At 72.4% G+C, this 17,375-nt stretch carries 19 protein-coding genes; 10 read left to right on the forward strand and 9 right to left on the reverse strand.

Features of this window, described 5'->3' with window-relative positions; genetic code table 11:
• The first annotated feature begins 13 nt into the window (after positions 1-13).
• The 3 genes from ABEB28_RS08570 (at position 14) to ABEB28_RS08580 (ending at position 2,846) form a co-directional block, all read left to right on the forward strand.
• Positions 14-1,000, forward strand: coding sequence for a pyridoxal-phosphate dependent enzyme (locus tag ABEB28_RS08570; protein WP_345727437.1), 987 nt, complete (start codon positions 14-16; stop codon positions 998-1,000).
• Entirely contained in the window at positions 993-1,658 is a 666-nt protein-coding gene (locus tag ABEB28_RS08575; RefSeq protein WP_345727438.1) for a helix-turn-helix transcriptional regulator, read from the forward strand. Before ABEB28_RS08570 ends, ABEB28_RS08575 begins: the two co-directional genes overlap by 8 nt.
• Positions 1,659-1,742: 84 nt before the next feature.
• Complete coding sequence (locus ABEB28_RS08580; protein WP_345727439.1) at positions 1,743-2,846, forward strand: hypothetical protein; 1,104 nt, start codon at positions 1,743-1,745, stop codon at positions 2,844-2,846.
• Positions 2,847-2,864: 18 nt separating this feature from the next.
• On the opposite strand, the gene ABEB28_RS08585 is transcribed toward ABEB28_RS08580, so the two are convergent.
• A complete protein-coding gene (locus ABEB28_RS08585; RefSeq protein ID WP_345727440.1) occupies positions 2,865-3,932 on the reverse strand; it encodes an MBL fold metallo-hydrolase in 1,068 nt (355 codons plus the stop codon).
• A gap of 46 nt (positions 3,933-3,978) precedes the next feature.
• The gene (locus ABEB28_RS08590) at positions 3,979-4,275 is read right to left on the reverse strand and encodes a DUF1330 domain-containing protein (RefSeq protein WP_345727441.1); all 297 of its coding nucleotides are present in this window, start codon (positions 4,273-4,275) and stop codon (positions 3,979-3,981) included.
• 210 nt (positions 4,276-4,485) lie between these two features.
• Between ABEB28_RS08590 and ABEB28_RS08595 the strand changes: the two genes are divergently transcribed.
• On the forward strand, positions 4,486-4,992 hold the full coding sequence (locus ABEB28_RS08595; protein WP_345727442.1) for a ribosomal protein L7/L12: 507 nt from the start codon (positions 4,486-4,488) through the stop codon (positions 4,990-4,992).
• Here the strand turns inward: ABEB28_RS08595 and ABEB28_RS08600 are convergent.
• Positions 4,971-5,786 (reverse strand): GNAT family N-acetyltransferase, encoded by an 816-nt coding sequence (locus tag ABEB28_RS08600; RefSeq protein ID WP_345727443.1) that lies wholly within the window; start codon positions 5,784-5,786, stop codon positions 4,971-4,973. The genes ABEB28_RS08595 and ABEB28_RS08600 overlap by 22 nt on opposite strands.
• Before the next feature lie 61 nt (positions 5,787-5,847).
• Between ABEB28_RS08600 and ABEB28_RS08605 the strand changes: the two genes are divergently transcribed.
• Both ABEB28_RS08605 and ABEB28_RS08610 read left to right on the forward strand, forming a co-directional pair.
• Positions 5,848-6,279, forward strand: coding sequence for a DUF1810 domain-containing protein (locus tag ABEB28_RS08605; RefSeq protein WP_345727444.1), 432 nt, complete (start codon positions 5,848-5,850; stop codon positions 6,277-6,279).
• Positions 6,280-6,305: 26 nt separating this feature from the next.
• Positions 6,306-7,901 carry an acyl-CoA synthetase gene (locus ABEB28_RS08610; protein WP_345727655.1) on the forward strand — a complete coding sequence of 532 codons (1,596 nt, stop codon included), beginning with the start codon at positions 6,306-6,308 and terminating at the stop codon, positions 7,899-7,901.
• A 38-nt stretch (positions 7,902-7,939) separates the two neighbouring features.
• Here the strand turns inward: ABEB28_RS08610 and ABEB28_RS08615 are convergent, their stop codons facing one another.
• Positions 7,940-8,953 carry a glycoside hydrolase family protein gene (locus ABEB28_RS08615; protein ID WP_345727445.1) on the reverse strand — a complete coding sequence of 338 codons (1,014 nt, stop codon included), beginning with the start codon at positions 8,951-8,953 and terminating at the stop codon, positions 7,940-7,942.
• Positions 8,954-9,132: 179 nt separating this feature from the next.
• On the opposite strand from ABEB28_RS08615, the gene ABEB28_RS08620 reads away from it, so the two are divergent.
• Positions 9,133-10,368 carry a TIR domain-containing protein gene (locus ABEB28_RS08620; protein ID WP_345727446.1) on the forward strand — a complete coding sequence of 412 codons (1,236 nt, stop codon included), beginning with the start codon at positions 9,133-9,135 and terminating at the stop codon, positions 10,366-10,368.
• A 43-nt stretch (positions 10,369-10,411) separates the two neighbouring features.
• Here ABEB28_RS08620 and ABEB28_RS08625 read toward each other — a convergent pair whose 3' ends face one another.
• Together ABEB28_RS08625 and ABEB28_RS08630 are read right to left on the reverse strand one after the other, a co-directional pair.
• Positions 10,412-11,629, reverse strand: coding sequence for an NAD(P)/FAD-dependent oxidoreductase (locus tag ABEB28_RS08625; RefSeq protein WP_345727447.1), 1,218 nt, complete (start codon positions 11,627-11,629; stop codon positions 10,412-10,414).
• Between the two features lie 58 nt (positions 11,630-11,687).
• Entirely contained in the window at positions 11,688-12,605 is a 918-nt protein-coding gene (locus tag ABEB28_RS08630; RefSeq protein WP_345727448.1) for a LysR family transcriptional regulator, read from the reverse strand.
• Positions 12,606-12,673: 68 nt separating this feature from the next.
• Here ABEB28_RS08630 and ABEB28_RS08635 point away from each other — a divergent pair, with 68 nt between their 5' ends.
• Together ABEB28_RS08635 and ABEB28_RS08640 are read left to right on the forward strand one after the other, a co-directional pair.
• Positions 12,674-13,360 (forward strand): type 1 glutamine amidotransferase domain-containing protein, encoded by a 687-nt coding sequence (locus ABEB28_RS08635; protein WP_345727449.1) that lies wholly within the window; start codon positions 12,674-12,676, stop codon positions 13,358-13,360.
• A gap of 58 nt (positions 13,361-13,418) precedes the next feature.
• Positions 13,419-14,129, forward strand: coding sequence for a PASTA domain-containing protein (locus ABEB28_RS08640; RefSeq protein WP_345727450.1), 711 nt, complete (start codon positions 13,419-13,421; stop codon positions 14,127-14,129).
• Position 14,130: 1 nt separating this feature from the next.
• Here ABEB28_RS08640 and ABEB28_RS08645 read toward each other — a convergent pair whose 3' ends face one another.
• On the reverse strand, positions 14,131-15,252 hold the full coding sequence (locus ABEB28_RS08645; protein WP_345727451.1) for an esterase-like activity of phytase family protein: 1,122 nt from the start codon (positions 15,250-15,252) through the stop codon (positions 14,131-14,133).
• 106 nt (positions 15,253-15,358) lie between these two features.
• On the opposite strand from ABEB28_RS08645, the gene ABEB28_RS08650 reads away from it, so the two are divergent.
• Positions 15,359-16,174 (forward strand): DUF1684 domain-containing protein, encoded by an 816-nt coding sequence (locus tag ABEB28_RS08650; protein ID WP_345727452.1) that lies wholly within the window; start codon positions 15,359-15,361, stop codon positions 16,172-16,174.
• Positions 16,175-16,252: 78 nt separating this feature from the next.
• Here the strand turns inward: ABEB28_RS08650 and ABEB28_RS08655 are convergent, their stop codons facing one another.
• Both ABEB28_RS08655 and ABEB28_RS08660 read right to left on the reverse strand, forming a co-directional pair.
• Positions 16,253-16,528, reverse strand: a complete 276-nt coding sequence (locus ABEB28_RS08655) for a hypothetical protein (protein ID WP_345727453.1) — start codon at positions 16,526-16,528, stop codon at positions 16,253-16,255.
• A gap of 92 nt (positions 16,529-16,620) precedes the next feature.
• Positions 16,621-17,304 (reverse strand): AAA family ATPase, encoded by a 684-nt coding sequence (locus ABEB28_RS08660; RefSeq protein ID WP_345727454.1) that lies wholly within the window; start codon positions 17,302-17,304, stop codon positions 16,621-16,623.
• Between the last annotated feature and the right edge of the window lie 71 nt (positions 17,305-17,375).

Genomic DNA, 17,375 nt, shown 5'->3' on the forward strand with positions numbered 1-17,375 from the left:
ACAGTTTGTTGACATGAGTGGAGACGAGCTGCCCCTACTGGAGTACGCGGCGATCGAGGCGGCGGCACGACTCATCGAGGGGGACGTCGTCCGGACCCCGACGGTGGTGAGTACCGGCCTCAGCGAGCTGCTGGGCGTCCCGGTCACGGTGAAACTCGAACTGCTGCAGCGCACGGGGTCGTTCAAGACCCGCGGCGCCGCGGCGAAGCTCCGGTCGCTCGACGACGCCGAGCGCGCCGCCGGTGTGGTCGCGGTGAGCGGCGGCAACCACGGCATCGCGGTCGCGGCGATGGCCGCGGCGCTCGGCGTCAAGGCGACGATCGTGATGCCCCGCTCGGCGCCCCGGCGCGCCGTCGACATCGCGGGGCGGCACGGCGCGGCGGTCCAGCTCACGACCGACGTCACCGAGGCGTTCGCACTCGGCGTCCGGCTGCAGTCGGAGGGCCTGATGCTGATCCACCCGTTCGACGACCCGGACGTCGTGGCCGGCCAGGGAACCGTCGGCCGGGAGCTCGCGGAGGACGCCGGCCCGTTGACCGACGTCCTGGTCAGCATCGGCGGGGGCGGCCTGATCAGCGGGATCGCGGTGGCCCTGCGCGCGCTGCGGCCGGGCGTCCGGATCTGGGGCGTGGAGACCGAGGGCTCCGAGTCGATGGCCAGAGCGCTCGCGGCAGGCGGCCCGGTGCCGATCGTGCCGAGCTCGGTCGTCACCACGCTCTCTCCGCCCGCCGTCGCACCGCTGACCTACGCGCACACCCGCGCACTCGTCGACGACGTACTCGTGGTGACCGACGCGGAGGCGGTCCGCGGAACGCTGGAGCTCGCCGACGCCGCGAAGGTCTGGACCGAGCCGGCCGCCGGTTGCCTGCTCCCGGCGGCGCGGCGGGTGATCGAACGCGTCGGCGGCGACTGCCGGCTCGGCCTGGTGCTCTGCGGTGGTAACGCCACGGTGACGGACGTGCTGGCCTGGGCCGATCGGTTCGGGGTCGACCGTGGGTGACTCCGGCGGATCGTGGGCGACACCGGAGTTCGCGGCCGAGGCGGCCCGGGTCGTCGCGGCTTACCGGCCGCTCGTCGAACCGCTGGCGCACGCCGTCGGCCCCGGCGTCGAGGTCGTCCTGCACGACCTGAGCAAGCTGCCGAACTCGGTCGTGGCGATCGCCGGCGGGTTGAGCGGCCGAACCGTCGGCGCCCCCGCGACCGACCTCGGCCTGCGCCTGCTGATGCAGGACGACCCGCCGGAGAGCATCGTCGGGTACCGCACCGAACTGCCGGGCGGCATCGTCTGCCGCTCCTCCACGATCTTTCTCCGCGGCGATGCCGACCGGCCGGTGGCCGCGCTCTGTCTCAACCGGGACATCGGTCAGCTCACCGCGGCGCGGGATCTGCTCGCCGCGCTGGTCGACACACCCGCCGTCAGCGGGCACGACCGGTCGGAGACGTTCTACGACTCGGTGGAGAACCTCACCGACGACCTACTTCGCCGGGCGATCGGCGCGGTCGGGGGCGACGTGGCGGCGATGTCGAAAGCGGACAAGACCCGCGTGGTGAAGGACCTGGAGCGCCGGGGCTTCTTCCTGATCAAGGAGTCGGTCGAACTTGCCGCGCGCGCGCTCGGCGTCAGCCGGTACACGATCTACAACTACTTGAACGACTGAATCCCGACCTCGGCCGTCACCGGTCGGGAAGAGTTCACCGACGACCACCCGCCTGACCTCTCGGGCGCGGGTGACAATCGAGCGGTGCCGCCGGAACCGTCGTCTCCCCGTCGCCGTTACGGTCTGCTCGCCGCGCTGGTCGCCGCCGCCGTGGCGGTCACCGCGGGGGTCGCGCTCTTCGCACCCGACCCCGAGCCGGCACCGCCGGAGCCCCAACCGGCATCGGTCCGGTGGAACGCGACCGTGAACCAGGTGGCGTTCGCCGACGAGCGCCACGGCTGGGCGCTGACGCCCCGGTGTGCGGCGCCGACCCGCTGCGAACCGCGCTTCTGGCGGACGCTCGACGGCGGCGGCACGTGGCAGCAGGCCGTTCTGCCCACCGACGACCTGGGCCGGGACACCGGAGTCCAGCTGGTAGCGGTGGGCCCGCGCACGATCGTCGTCGAGGCGGGGAGGCGGCGGTGGCTGAGTACGGACAGCGGCGAGACGTGGCGACGAGGGCTTGCGCTCGACGCACTCCGGGCCCCGGCGGCGCCGCCGACCGGCGTCCGGCTGCGGACGACGTCCGGCACCAGACCGGACCCGGGGCAGAAGATCCGACCGCCCCGGCTGCTCGCCTGGTACGCGCTCGACTCCGGCCAGCCGACGGCCTTCCCCGACCAGCCGGCCTGGCAGCCGATCTCGGTCTCGGCCGGTCCGGACGGCAGCATCTGGGCCGCCGGCGGTAACGCGCAGGTAGCGGTCTGGAACGGTCGCTGGCAGGCGGTGACGCCGGCGCTCCCGCCACCGCCGCGGACGTTCGTGCAGGTTGCGGCCGTCGACCGACGGACCGCCTACCTGCTGGTGTTCGGGGCCGACGACGACAGCCTGCTCCGCCCGACCGCGGTGTCGCTGACCACGGACGGCGGGCGCACCTGGCGGCTCCACTCGCTCCGCGGGTCGACGCTGCGCGGAAGCCGGGACGCCGCAGCCGTGCGGGGCCGGTTGGTCGTCGTCGACTCGAGCGGCGGCGCCCGGGTGCTCGTCCCGGCGCCGAAGCTGACCGCGCCGTACGCCGTGGAGGACGGGCCGGCGCTCTGGTCGCTGGACTCCACCGGCGGCCGGTTGCTCGGCACCGGCGTGCAGGACGGTCGTTACTGGACGACGACCGACGGCGAGACCTGGACCGAGCTGCGGCTCCCCGCCTAACCCGTCACCCCGGGCTGGTCAGACCCGGCGCCAGGCGTCGTCCGGGCCGTTGCCGGGCGTGATCAGCCCGCGCCGGGTGAGGTGCACCAGGTGGGCGTAGGTCTCGCCGATCGCCGCGCGGCGGATGAAGCCGCGGTTCTGCTCCCACGGCCGCGACCACGTCAACCGCCCGGCCACCTCGAGCGTGGTCGGCCCGTTCCCGGCGTCCAGCACCGCGAGGATCTCGGCCAGCCGCTGCTCGTGGTGGCGCCGCAGTTGCCGGACCCGCGCCGGGAGCCCGGAGAACCGGTACTCGTGCGCGGGCAGCACCTCGGCGACGTCGAGGTCTCCGATCAGCGCCAGCGAGTCGAGGAACTCCCCGAGCGTGTCCTCGTCGCCGAGCGGCGACGGGCTGATGTTGGGGCTGATCCGCGGCAGCACGTGGTCGCCGGTGAGCAGGACGTCGTGGTCGGAGTGGACCAGGCAGATGTGGCCCGGAGTGTGGCCGGGCGTCCAGACCACTCGCAGCGGCGTGCCCGTGCCCATCGGCAGGTCGCCGTCCTCCAGCAGCACGTCGACCTGGCCCTGCTCCCAGAGCGGGCCCTCCGCGTCCACGGGCGGCAGCATCTCGGCGAGTTCCGGCTCTGGAACCCCGCGGCGGCGGAGCCACTCGCGGTCGGTGTCGACGAAGTCGCCGAGCGACTCGAACGTCCGGAGCACGGTCGCGTCCAGGCGGTGCATCGCCACCCGGGCTCCGGAGGCCTCGCGGACGCGGCCGGCGAGTCCGAAGTGGTCGCCGTGGAAGTGGGTGACGATCACGGCGTCGACGTCCGCCAGCTCGTGCCCGGTCTCCCGAACGCCGTCCACCAGAGCCTGCCAGGCCTGCTCGCTGGGCCAGCCGGTGTCGACCAGCGCCAGCCCGGCGCGGGTCTCGATCAGGTAGCTGAGCACGTACCGCAGCGGGTTGTCCGGGAACGCCGTCGGGATCGACCAGAGACCGGGTCGCACCCGCTCGACCGGCGGCAGCACCCGGTCCCGCCACGCCTGCTGCTGGGCGGTTCCGGTCACGCGGATCGCGTCGCCGGCCGAAGTGGTTGTTTCGGTCACCCAGTCAGCCGAACATACGGTATGCCTTACGGCAACGAGAGATGGGTCACCGTGCGGGTACCCCTCCGAGCAGCAGGACGACGCCGGTGGTCGCGGCTTCACGGTCGACGGAGATGGCCTTGTACTCCGGCGACTCGGCCCAGCGCCGGAAGCTCTCCTCGTCGTCGAACGCCATCAGGATGGCCTTCTGGTACTCCCAGCTGCCTTCGACGACGGTCGGCGACTCGTCGGCCGACAGCAGCCGCCCGCCGTACTGCCGGAGTACCGGGAAGAAACCGGCGACGTACCGGTCGTAACGGGGACGATCGTGGATGGCGATCTGCGCAAGGGCGTAAACGGTCACGTGCCGGATGCTAGGAGCGGGTGCTCGCCATGCCTGTCGGGTTCCGGACTGGTGGCGCGGCTGAGCCGAAGCCGCGTCGCCTCAGGTCGTGGCGCGACCAATGATGTGGCGTTGGGCTCGCTATCACGAGCCCAACGCCACATCGTTCGACCGAGTCCGCGTCGCCCCCTTCGACCAGCCGCTCTGGTCGGGGCGGGGTTCAATGAGGGCATGGACTACGTGCTGCTCGTCGCGTTAGTGATCGCCGTCATCGGCCTCGGCCTGCTCACCGCGTCGCTCGCCGGGCGCGACCGGCGTGAGCACCGCACGGCCCGGCAGCTCGCGTCCGTCGAACGCAAGCTCGACGTGATCATCGCCCACCTCGGCATCGACCTCCCGCGGGAGGCGTACCCGGAGGTCCTGGCGCTGCTCCGGAAGGGCGAGAAGATCGCCGCGATCAAGGCGTACCGCGAGCAGACCGGCGCGGGCCTCAAAGAGGCGAAGGACGCCGTCGAGCACATGGAACGCGAGCCGGTCGAGCCCGCGCCGGAGCCCCGGCCAGCGTCAGAGCCCCGCCCCGCCCCGGAGCCGCGGCCAGCGTCAGAGGCCGGCCCCGCCGCCGAGAAGCAGCCCGCCGCGGCCGCCACGGCCGTTGCCGACGACACCGCCGAGCCCCGGCCCGCCGCCGCCAAGCAACCCGCCACCGACGCGGCTGCTCAGCCCAGTCCCGGGGAGTAGACCGAGCCGATCGGCAGCGCGACGTCGGGCGTCCGCATCGTGACGTCGAAATCGTCGACGCGGAAGCCGGCCGCGAGCAGTCGCCGCAGCGCGGGGTGCGGGCCGGGCAGGCAGAACGCGACCCGATCGACGCCGAGCGCGGCGACGGCCGCGAACAGCGCGCCGGCAGCGGCACCCGGATCGGGACAGGCGAGGCGCGCGAGCACGGCGGGATCGCCGGGCTGCGCGGCGCCGACCGCGATCACCCGGGCGCGGTCCCGCACGACGAACGCTTCGCCCCCGGAGAGGTAGTACGCGAAGACGCCGGGACGCGGCTCGCCGCCGGCCAGCCGGGACTCCGCCGCCGCCGCGGCTCCGGCGTCCACCCGGTCGACGCGCAGGACGCCGAGCGGCAGCCGGTCGGTCGGGCCGCTGACGTACAGCAGGGGCCAGGACGGGACGAGGCCGGCACGGGCGTAGAGCGGTAGTGCGGCGGGATGCTTCGAGCTGAACGTGTAGCGCCGCCGCGCCGACGGGGTGGGCCAGAGGGCGCCCAGGAGTGCGGTGCCCACTCCGCGGGCGTGCGCGACCGGATCCACGAACAGATCGGTGAGCAGCGCACCGTGCGGCGTCGGCAGCGTGGCCGCCCAGCCGAGCACCCGATCGTCCTGCACGGCCACCAGGGCGGTACCCGTGGACCGGATCAGCTCGACGTACGCGGCGTCGGCCCCGGACCCCGGCTCGGACTGGTCGGTGGCGAACGTGACCGCGCGGATTCCCGCGAGATCCCCGACCTCGGCGGCGCGCACGATCACGCTCCCACGGTATCGGCGAGCCGGGTGGCCACTGCGGCGGCCGCGCGGCAGGGTGGCGGTCATGGACGACCCCTACCGGCTCGAACGATTCGTCAGCGCGCAAAACAGCGGCCACGGGTACGACGCCGTGCTCGCCGAACTGCACGCGGGCGAGAAGGTCAGCCACTGGATGTGGTACGTGTTCCCGCAGGTGCAGGGACTGGGCAGCAGCGCGATGGCCCAGCAGTACGCGGTCTCCTCAGGGGACGAGGCGCGGGCCTACCTGGCGCACCCGGTTCTCCGGGCCCGGCTGCTGGCCGCGGTCGACGCGCTGCTCGGCGTCGAGGGGCGCAGCATCACCCGGATCCTCGGCCCGGTGGACGCGATGAAGCTCCGGTCGTCGATGACGTTGTTCGCCGCGGCCGACCCGGACGAACCCGCGTTCCGCCAGATCCTGGACAAGTACTTCCACGGGCAGACCGACGACCGGACCGTGGCGTTGCTCGGCATGTGAGGATCACGGTGCCGCCCCACGGAAGGATGCCGCCGATGAGTACGCCGAGGACCGTTGACCAGGCCCGCCAGCACACGCTCGGCGACATCCCCCGCCGCTCGGCCCGCCGGTTCGGCGCAAAGACCGCGATCGTCGACGGCGGCACCCGCCTCACGTTCGCCGAGCTGGACGCCGTCGTCGACCGGACCGCCGCCGCGATCGACGCCGCCGGGCTGGTCAAGGGCGACCGGCTCGCGCTGCTGTCCCACAACTGCTGGCAGTTCGCGGTGCTCTCGTTCGCCACCGCCCGCCGGGGCGTCGTCCTGGTGCCGGTGAACTTCATGCTCAACCCGGAGGAGGTCGCCTACGTCCTCGACCACAGCGGCGCGGTCGCGTTCGTCGCCGAGGACGGGCTGACCGCCACCGCCGAGAAGGCGATCGCCGCGTCGCGGGGCACGGTCACCCGGCGGCTGTTCATCCCGCTCGGCACCGGCGACGCCCAGCCCGGCTGGCAGGACGTCACCGCCTGGACGACGTTCGGCGGTCCGCTACCCGCCGAGGTCCCGGTCGCCGACGACGACCCGACCCGCCTGATGTACACCAGCGGCACCGAGTCCCGTCCCAAGGGCGCGATCCTCACCAGCAGGGCGCTGCTCTGGCAGTACGCGAGCTGCGCGATCGACGGCGAGATGACCGGCGACGACATCGAGGTGCACGCGCTTCCGCTCTACCACTGCGCCCAGCTCGACTGCTTCCTCAACGTCGACGTCTACACCGGCGCGACCAGCGTCATCCTGGCTGCGCCGCAGCCGGCGGCGATCCTGCGAGCGATCGCCGAGCACGGCGCCACGAAGTTCTTCGCCCCGCCGACGGTCTGGATCGCGCTGCTGCGCTCACCGGAGTTCGACACGACCGACCTGTCGACGCTGCGCAAGGGCTACTACGGCGCGTCGCCGATGCCGGTGGAGATTCTGCACGAGCTCAGCCGCCGGCTGCCGCAGGTGCGCTTCTGGAACTTCTACGGCCAGACCGAGATGGCCCCGCTCGCCACGATCCTGCGACCGGACGAGCAGCTTCCCCGGGCCGGCAGCGCCGGACGGCCGGCGATCAACGTCGAGACGATCGTGGTCGACGACGACGACCGACCGGTGCCGCCGGGCACCGTCGGGGAGATCGTGCACCGCAGCCCGCACGCCACGCTCGGCTACTACCACGACGACGAGAAGACCGCCGAGGCGTTCCGCAACGGCTGGTTCCACTCGGGTGACCTGGGAATCCTCGACGAGGACGGCTACCTGCGGGTGGTCGACCGCAAGAAGGACATGATCAAGTCCGGCGGCGAGAACGTGGCGAGCCGCGAGGTCGAGGAGGCGCTGTACCAGCATCCGGGCATCGCCGAGGTCGCGGTGTTCGGCATCGACCACCCGCACTGGATCGAGGCGGTGACCGCCGTGGTCGTGCCGAAGGATCCCGCCGCGGGCGGCCTGGACCCCGACGCGATCATCGCGTTCAGCAAGGAGGTCCTGGCCGGGTTCAAGGCGCCGAAGTACGTGGTGATCGCCGACGCGCTGCCGAAGAACCCGAGCGGCAAGATCCTCAAGCGAGAACTGCGCACCCGCTACGGCCACCTCGGGCGCAGCTAGCGAGCGTGCTCGCCGCGCCCGCGCCGCCGGACGCTCGCCTAGCCGGCGGCGCGGTACGCGGTGCCGAGCCTGGTCGGGGTGCCGGCCGCGGTGTAGAGCGACGTCCCACTCCCACCGCCGTCGCGCGGCGGCGAGAACAGGAACCAGGAGTACCGCTCGACATAGGACAGGCTGTCGAGCATCGCGGTCGACGCCGTCACGAACGCGGCCTGCTGCTCCGGCGTGGGGAACCGCACCCCGGCGCTGAAGTCGATCAGCGCGTACTCGGTGAGCCAGATCGGCTTGCGCCAGCGGTCGTGCACCGTCTGCAGGTAGCTCTTCAGCTGCCCGACCGCGTTCGCCGTCGTGAAGTCGCCGCCGTACCAGTGCAGCGCGATGAAGTCGACGCGGTAGCCCTTGCTCTGCGCGCCCTTCATGAACTGGTCGAACCAGCTTCCGTCGGTCGCTCCGCCGGTGGCGGGCGCGGGGCTGCCGAGCCGCATCCCGGTCGCCATCAGCTGCGGCCACAGCGCGAGCGCACGGTCGACCGAGAGGTTCGACTGGCTCGCGAAGTCGGGCTCGTTGAAGCCCAGCAACGTGTCGCCGCGCTGTCGCACCGCGTCCAGCGTGGCCGCGTTCACCGAGTCCGCACCCCAGATCATCGGGGTGAACGCCACCCCGGGCGGCGCCGCGATGCCCTGCGGATCCGCGGCCCAGTTGTAGTACCAGCCGACGCGTGCGTCCGCGAGCGCCGAGCGGACCGCACCGAACGGATTGAGGGCCGCGCCCTTCTTGGACGAGACCGGCCGCGCGCCACCGACCGTCCGCGACGCCCGCGGCGACGGGCTGGCCCCTACTCCGGACTGGGCCGGCCCCACCGAAACCCGCGGCCGCGCGGTGGACGCCGTGCTGGCCGGCGTCGCCGGGTCGCTGGCGTCACCGATCACCGCCGCGACCGGCGCCCTGTCGCCCCCTCGGCCGCCGAGCACCCACCCTCTGGTACCGACCGCCGCGACCAGGACGCCGAGGCACAGCGCAACGATCAGGACGACACGGCGTCGGGAGCGGGGCACCCCGCCAGTCTTCCCGGCGCGACCCCGATCGGGACAGGACGATCATCCAGACGCAAGGAAGCCATAAGAGGGACGAAAGGTGGACGCATGCGGTTTTGTCGAGCTGCGCTACTCTCTGCACCACTGCAGCGCCGTCCGACGTAGCCGCGTCACCGGACGGCCCACCGTGAGGAGCGGTGATGCGACCGCGCGTTTTTATCGGCAGCTCGAGCGAGGCCCTCAAGATCTGCCACGCGATCCAGCACGAGCTGGAGCAGGACTTCGACGTCACGGTGTGGGACCAGGACGTCTTCCGGTTGACGCGCGGCGCACTCGACAGCCTGCTGACGGCGCTCGACGCCTCGGACGCAGGCGTGTTCGTCCTCCGGCCGGACGACTCGACCGAGAGCCGCGGCTCGGTGCAGCCGACCGTCCGTGACAACGTCCTCTTCGAGTTGGGCCTGTTCCTCGGGCGCCTGGGCCCCGAACGGACGTTCATGCTCACGCCCAAGAACTCGCCGGTTCACCTGCCGACGGATCTGCTCGGGTTGACGTCGGCGCACTACGACCCGATCCGGTTCGATCGCGGCGAGGAGCGACCGGCGATCGCCCCGGCCTGTCGGCAGATTCGGCGGGCGTTACGCGAACGACAGCCACGGCTGACGCCACCACCCGCAGCGCAGGTCCGGCTGGAGCGCGCCATGAAGCGTCTGAGCCGTGACCTGGAGGAACTGCTGAGCGCGCAGCCCGCGGACGGCTCCGTCGTCAGCAACCCCGAGCCGCCGCTCCTGGCTGAGTTCACGTTCCGCCGGATGACCGTCCGGCTCGAACTCGGCCGGATCCAGGACTACGTCTCGTCGGACGCCCAGTCGGTGATCGGCTTACCGGCCAACGAGTACTTCGACGACGAGTGCATCAACGATCCGCACAGCTCGCTCGGCGCGTTCGTTCGGCATCACTTCGGCGGTCGTCACGACGAGTTCATCCGGGCGGTCCGGGCCGAGCTGACCGGCCTGCCGTCCCAGCGCGTCCACCGGGCCGGTCAGCGGATCGGCGAGAGCTACGGCGTCGGCGAGGCGCTCTATCTGCGCGGGCTGGCTCCGGAGCTCCGGACGATCCTCGTCGCGGCGACCACGGAACGGTCCTCGGTCGGGCTGCGCGCCGAGCCGCACTTCCTGTACGCGGCGCTGGAGAGCGTCCTGGCCACGATGAACGAGTGCCGGCTGAACTCGCTGACGATTCCGGTTCTCGGGTCCGGCCACGGTGGCATGCCACTGCCGATCGCGATCTTGTTCAACCTCCTGGCGCTGCGCTCGCTGGCCGGCGAGGACGACACCGGCCGGCACGTCCGACGCGTACGTATCGTCGCGTTCGAGCCGGCAGCCGAAGCGCTCGACTGGGACACGATGCGCCACGTCCTGGCGTACTTCGCCTGACGCTGCCCGCTCCGAACGCGGTGCCGGACGGCCCGCCGCCCCCTCAGAACAGCTCGGTCAGCGGCACCTCCGGATCGCGCAACCGCTCCGGCGACACGACCGGCCGCTCGTTCGCGAGCTTCCAGAGCGGCGCACTGTCGTCCCAGGCGTTCGCGTTGAGCACGGCCTGGACCGCGCCCCCGACGAGCCAGAACACGTACCAGGAGCCGGCCGGGTCCGCACCGCGCACGACGACCTCCGGCTCCGGCCCGCGCGGGTCCACCCAGCCCCGATACTCGAAACCGAGCTCGTACTGGTCGGAGAAGAAGTACGGCACCCGTGAGTACGGCTCGGGCGCCGCGCCGGTGAGCGCCCCACCGACGTACTTCCCGTGCTGCTGCGCGACGTCCCAGTGCTCGACCCGCACCGGAGCCCCGTACACCGGATGGTCGACCGCCGCGATGTCTCCGATCGCGACGATGTTCGGATCCGAGGTGCGCAACGTCGCGCTGACCGCCACTCCGCCAGCGACCTCCGCGAGCCCGGCCGCCCGCGCGAGGTCGAGACGCGGCGCGACGCCGGTGGCCAGCACGACGACCGACGCCTCGACGAACCGGTCCGCGAGCGCGACGCCGTCCGGGGTGACCTCGATGACGTCCGCGCCCAGCGTCACGGCCGTGCCCTTCGACCGGTGCAGCTGCAGGAGGCGCTCGCTCACCGCGTCGGAGGCGAGGGCCGGGAGCAGCCTCGGCGCCTTCTCCACGATCTCGACGTCGCACCCCTGCTGTCGCAGCGATGCCGCCACCTCGCAGCCGATCCAGCTTCCCCCGATCAGCGCCACCCGCCCACCGGACCGGGCCGCGCGCCGGATCGCGAGCGCGTCGTCGAGTGAGCGCAACGTGAAGGCGCGCTCGGCGCCCGGGATCGGTAGCCGCCGCGGTTCCGCGCCGGTGGCCAGGACGAGCGTGTCGTAGGCGAGCACGTCCCCGTCGTCGAGCGTGACGGTCCGGGCGGCCGGATCCACGCCGACCGCCCGCGTCCCCGCCCGGAGCGTCACACCGCGCTCGCGCCAGGCCTGTTCGGCGCCGTCGGCCAGCACCCAGTCGGGCTGGTCACGCTCGCCCTGCATCACCGCCTTCGACAGCGGCGGACGCTCGTACGGCGGCTGGTGCTCCGCGCCGACGAGCGTCACCGACCCGTCGAACTGGTGCTCGCGCAGCGCGAGGGCGGCGGTGCCACCCGCCAGGCTCGCGCCGACGACGACTACTCGTTGTTCCGTCATGCGACACCTCTTCTCTGCGGCCGGCTCCAGACTCCGCGGCTGCAGAGAAGCATTCCACCTACCAAGCCGCCGCGGCCCGCACGAGTGCATCGTGGACCGCGGTCACGTGCGGATGCGCCGGCCCTCCGACGCGGCGGACCAGGTAGAGGGTGTTGATCGGCGGATCGTCGGGCTCCAGCACCGCGATCAGCGTCCCGTCGGCGAGCTGGGCCGCGCAGAGGTACCGCGGCAAGACGCTCACGCCCGCGCCCGCCGCCACCGCGGACGCGACCGCCCGCAGGTCGGGAACGACGAGCGCCGGATCCGCGGTCAGCCGGGTGCCGAACACGTGCCGCCAGTAGCGGCGCAGGATCGGCACATCCTCGGCGTAGGAGACCAGCGGCTCCTCCGCGATCGCGGCCACCGGATCGGTGGCCAGGGCGTCCCGGTCCAGACGCTCGTACCGCGCCGGTGAAGTGACCAGCACGAACTCCTCGTCCGCCAGTGGGGCGGCCTGCAGGCCACGCCCGCGCGGCCGGACCGCGGAGAGGACCAGGTCGTGCACGCCGGCCCGCAGCCCGGCCAGCAGGTCGTCGGCCAGACCGGCCACCACGCGCAAGCGCACGCCGGTCTCCAGGAGCGGCGTGAGCGCCGGGAGGACGAGCATGGCCAGCCCTTCGGCGGGCCCGCCGAGGTGCACGGGCGGCTCCGGTGCACTCACCCCGGAGCCGGACGCGATCGCCTCCAGCGCGTCCATCGGTGCGGCGAGCCGCGCGGCCAGTTCGTCCGCGACCGCGGTCGGCGCGACGCCGCGCGGGAGCCGTTCGAACAGCCGCCGCCCGAGCGTGGCCTCCAGCGCCCGCAGTTGCGCGGTCACGGTCGGCTGGGCCAAGCCCACCAGGCGGGCACCCGCGGTCAGCGAGCCCGCGCGGTAGACCGCGAGGAAGGTGCGGAGCTGACCGAGGTCGAGCCCGCCATCAGTTTTCCGATCGCTCACATCGGCGATCCTATTTTCCGCCTGATGGATCCGTGCCTACCGTCGAAGGCGACGAAAGGACGTATTCCATGTCGACCATTCTGTTCGTGCTGACCGGCGCCCGGCACTGGACGCTCAACGACGGTACGGCCCACCCCACGGGGTACTGGGCCGAGGAGTTGCTGGCGCCCTACCGCGCGTTCACCGAGGCCGGCCACCGCGTCGTGTTCGCGTCCCCCGGCGGCGTCGAGCCGGTCGTCGACCGCGCCAGCCTCGCTCCCGAGGTGAACGACGGCAAGGACGTCGAGCCGGAGCTGACGGCGATCATCGACCTGAAGGCTCCGCTCGACCTGGCGTCGATCGACGTCGCCGCGTACGACGCGGTATTCTACCCCGGCGGCCACGGCCCGATGGAGGACCTCGCTGTCGACGCCGACTCCGGCCGCGTGCTCACCGAGACACTCGACTCGGGCAAGCCGCTGGCCGTCGTCTGCCACGGCCCGGCCGCACTGCTCGCGGCCCGGCGCGAAGACGGAACCTCGCCGTTCGCCGGTTATCGGCTGACCGGGTTCACCAACGCCGAGGAGACGCAGGCCGGGCTGGCCGACAAGGCGCCCTGGCTCCTGCAAGACCGTCTGACCGCTCTCGGTGCGGAGTTCGACGAGGGCCTGGCGTGGCAGCCGCACGTCGTCGTCGACCGGAACCTGTACACCGGCCAGAACCCCGCCTCGTCGGCCTCGTTGGCCTCAGCGGTCCTCACCCGTCTCGCCGAGTAGCTGCTGGTCCCCGCGGATCGTGCATCCGATACATAGTGGAGACGCACGCTGACGATCCGTGGGGGACGCGATGAGCTACGGGCCACCTCGCTCGCACAACCGCGGTCCCTGGCTGCTGGTCGTCGCCGTGCTCGTCGTCCTGGCGCTCTCCTGCTGCGCCGGTCTGCTGATCTCCATCGCCCAGCAGGGCGGAGACTCGACGGCCCAGGACTCGGCCCAGGACTCGACGGCCCAGCCGTCGGATCCGGGGCCGTCGGCAACGCGAGGGTCGTCGGGCCGCGGCACCGTGACGGTGCCGCGGCTGGCCGGCGCCCGCCTTCCGGACGCCGAGCGGCAACTGGAAGCGCTCGGCTTCGACGATCCGCGGGTGGTCGACGCCACCGGCCGGAACCGCACGGTACTGAGCAGGCAGAACTGGGTCGTCCGGACCCAGGAGCCGGCGGCAGGCAGCCGCGTCGCACCGTCCACCGAGATCACGCTGCGGGTGAGCAAACCCACCGACGGCGCCCCGAGCCACGCGCCCGTCGACGGCGTCGTCCCGGACGTCGTCTGCCGGGACCTGCAAGCGGCGCAGGACGCCCTGCAGGCCGCGGGGTTCTACGTGCTCTCGTCGGTGGACGGCAGCGGGCAGGGGCGCCGCCAGCTGGTGGACCGGAACTGGGTGGTGGTCCAACAATCGGTCACGCCGGGTAGCCGCCCGGCGCGCTCCACCCGGGTGCGGCTCACCGTGGTGAAGATCGGCGAGCCCACGGACCGCTGCTCCGGCTAGGTCAGATGCCGGTCAGTGCGAACGCGGCGATCTGGGACGTCAGCGCCCAGTGGAAGTTGTCGTCGGACACCAGGAGCAGGGTCCGGCGCCCGTCCGGCAGCTCGGGGCCGAGCGTCGCTCCCTCGAAGTTGTCGACGCGCAGGCCCGGCGCGTCGTCCAGGTCGAGGAGCAGCGTCTTCGTCATCGGCGTCGCACCGCGCACCGAGTCCCGGCCGAGAACGTCGGTCGCCCGGCCGACCTCGGCCAGGTAGATCCGGACCCCGATCCGCAGCCGATCGGGGACCGCGGCCCGCTCGATCATCAAGAACCGTCCGTCCCCGAGCGCCACCAGGTCGGACAGCCCGTTGGTCGCGGCCGAATCCGGCTCGCGCGGCTCGGCGAAGAGCGGCTCGAGCGGATACAGGTACTGAGCGGCCAGGCGACCGGCGTCGTACCGGGTGATCCGGGTCGGCGCGCCGGCCTCCGCGGTCGGGTTCGGACCGTCCTGCCGCAGCGGCTCCTCCATCGCGGTGAACAGCTGACGCCCGTCCGGGGTGAACGACACGCCTTCCAGCGCCTGATTGCGGCGCGGCCCGGTGCCGCTGTCGATCCGCAGGGACTGCGGGATCTCCAGTTCGCGGACGAACTTTCCGGTGGGCGTCGCCACCCGGACCGACGGGTTCTCCAGGAAGTCGCTGCGCTCCCCCTCGTCGACCCAGTACAGGTTCCGCGAGCGCGGGTCGACCGCGATGCCTTCCGGATCGGGCGGCACCTCACCGGAGGCGAGCGACGGGAACGTCGACCCGTCGGCGCGCCGGAGCGGTTTCGTGCCGGTCAGCCGGGCCTGGACGTCGTCCGCGGTCACGGTGACGGTCGCGGTGTAGAACCGGGCCGGATCGCGCTCCGACCGGTCGTCGCTGATCAGGTAGTACGTGCCGGTCCGCGGGTCGCGGCTGATGCCGGAGAGTCCACCGACCGTGGTCGCCTCGACCTGCGACGCCCGCGGCAGCGTCGTCGCACCGAGAAACGTCAGCCCCGGCTTCGGCGCGGCCGACGGCGCGGAGGCGGGATCCGTCGCGGTCGGGCTGCAGCCCACCGTCGCGAGCAGGCCCAGGAGCAGGAGAGCGACGACAGCGGAGCGCACGCACCGAGCCTAGGTGCCGTGCGCACGTCGGAGGCCGACGGCACCACCTCGGATCCGAGATAGCATAGTTCACCTATAGGTTTGTATGAGCTGTGGGGAGCGTGTCATGACCGCGTCGGACACCGTCAGCGAGGCCTTCACCCAGGAGTGGGAGGCGTGGCAGGCCGAGCACGAGCGGGTGCTCGCCGACCCGCACGGCTTCCTGGCGATCACGAGCCTGAACTGGCTCGACGAGACCCCGCAGCGCTTCGCGGACGCGCCCGGGGAGTGGTCGACCGGTCCGGGCGGCGTCGTCGTCGGCCTGGCCCCCGGCGAGCACCTGGAGATCAACGGCGAGACCGTGACCGGCCGCCATGAGTTCGGGGTGATCGCGGAGCGCGCGAGCCTGTTCCCGAAGGCCGGCGACGCCGTGATCGAGGTGGCCAAGCGCGGGGGGCACGACATCGTCCGGCCGCGGCACCCGGACAACTCGCTCCGGGTGACCTTCGCCGGTACGCCGACCTACCCGCCGCACCCGCGGTGGGTCGTCACCGGCCGGTACGTGGCGTTCGACCAGCCGCGACGCACCACGGTCGGCGCGGCCGTCGAAGGGCTGCAGCACGTCTACGACGCGCCCGGCGAGGTGCGGTTCACGCTCGACGGCCGGGACCTGACCCTCACCGCGTTCAACGGCAGGGCACCGGGCACCCTGTCGATCCTGTTCACCGACGAGACGTCGGGCGTCACGACGTACGCCGCGAACCGTTCGCTGTCGGTCGACGCGCCGGCCGCGGACGGCACGGTGACCCTCGACTTCAACCGCGCCGCGAACCTGCCCTGTGCCTACACCGACCTGGCCACCTGCCCGCTGCCCCCGGCGGAGAACCGGCTCCCGGTGGCGGTCGAGGCAGGTCAGAAGATCCCTACCGAGCGGCTTTCCTAGCTCCCCGGCGGTCGGCCCGGCTGGCGGGAACGATCATCGGAGCCCGGGTGGGGCGCCGCGGCGCCCCACCCCGGGCCGTCATCCGTCGCCCAGCGACGGCCTCCGCTTCTCCGCCACCACCGCGACCGAAGGCAGCCCGGTCAGCGCCTCGCCCACCGCGGCGAGCACACGATCGGCGTCCTGCCTGCTGCCCAGCCCTTCGACCGTGGCCACCGCGTGCCCGAGGTAGGCCACCAGCGACCGCAGCGCCTGCGCGGCGTAGGCGGTCCTGACTGGGCTGAACGGACCGGCCAGCGGCCAGTGCCCGGCGACGACGGAGTATCCGTCGACGTCTGATCCGACCTTCTCGTCCAAACGAACTCACCACTCACACTCGAACCGGGTGCGCCCCCAACGACCATTCTGGAACGACTGCGACGAACCCGCACTTCGAGCCGCGTACCGGCTCAGAAGTTCCAGGCTTCCTCGGAGTAGCGCACGTCGTCGGCCTGAAGCGCCTCGTCGATCAGGTCGACCCGGTCGGAGATCGCGCCGGGCGGGACGTCGACGAGTTCGTAACCACACGTCTCGTAGGCGGCCCGGTGCAGCTCCTCGAACCGCTTGACGTCGGCGGAGCCGACCGGGCTAACCGGGGTGGCGGAGCCGACCGGGCCAACCGGGGTGGCGGAGCCGACCGGGTTGGCCGGGCTGGCCGGGGTGGCGACAGTGACCGGGTCAGCCGGGTCGACCTCCCCGTCGGACGTCGATTCGATGTCGGCTTGCCGCTGGACGAAGAACACCATCGGTTGGTAGATCGCGCTCTGCACGACCCGGTTGACCTCGGCGCGTAACTCCCGGGTGACCGGCAACTCCAGGTACCGCGCCAGCGCCAGCGTGCAGATCGGCGACCGGTCGTAGACCTGCATCGCGCCGCCGTCCAACGGTGCCTTCTGCTGCCGCTGCTGCTGGAGCCGGATCACCGCGTCGACGAAACCGGGCTCCCGCCACGGCTCCTCGACACCCCGCTCCTGCTCGCGAGCGACCACGTCGGTCGCCGCTTCGCCGATCACCGGGTAGCCGCGCTGCGCCAGGGCGTAGGCGATCGTCGCCTTCCCGCCTCCGGGTGCTCCGGTCAGGATGTAGCGCCGCATCTGCCCTGCCTACTCAGGACGCGCGGACGAGGGCGAGGACGAATGCCCGATCGACGTAGTTTTCCGCACAC

It is taken from the genome of Cryptosporangium minutisporangium (assembly GCF_039536245.1).
GTDB lineage: Bacteria > Actinomycetota > Actinomycetes > Mycobacteriales > Cryptosporangiaceae > Cryptosporangium > Cryptosporangium minutisporangium.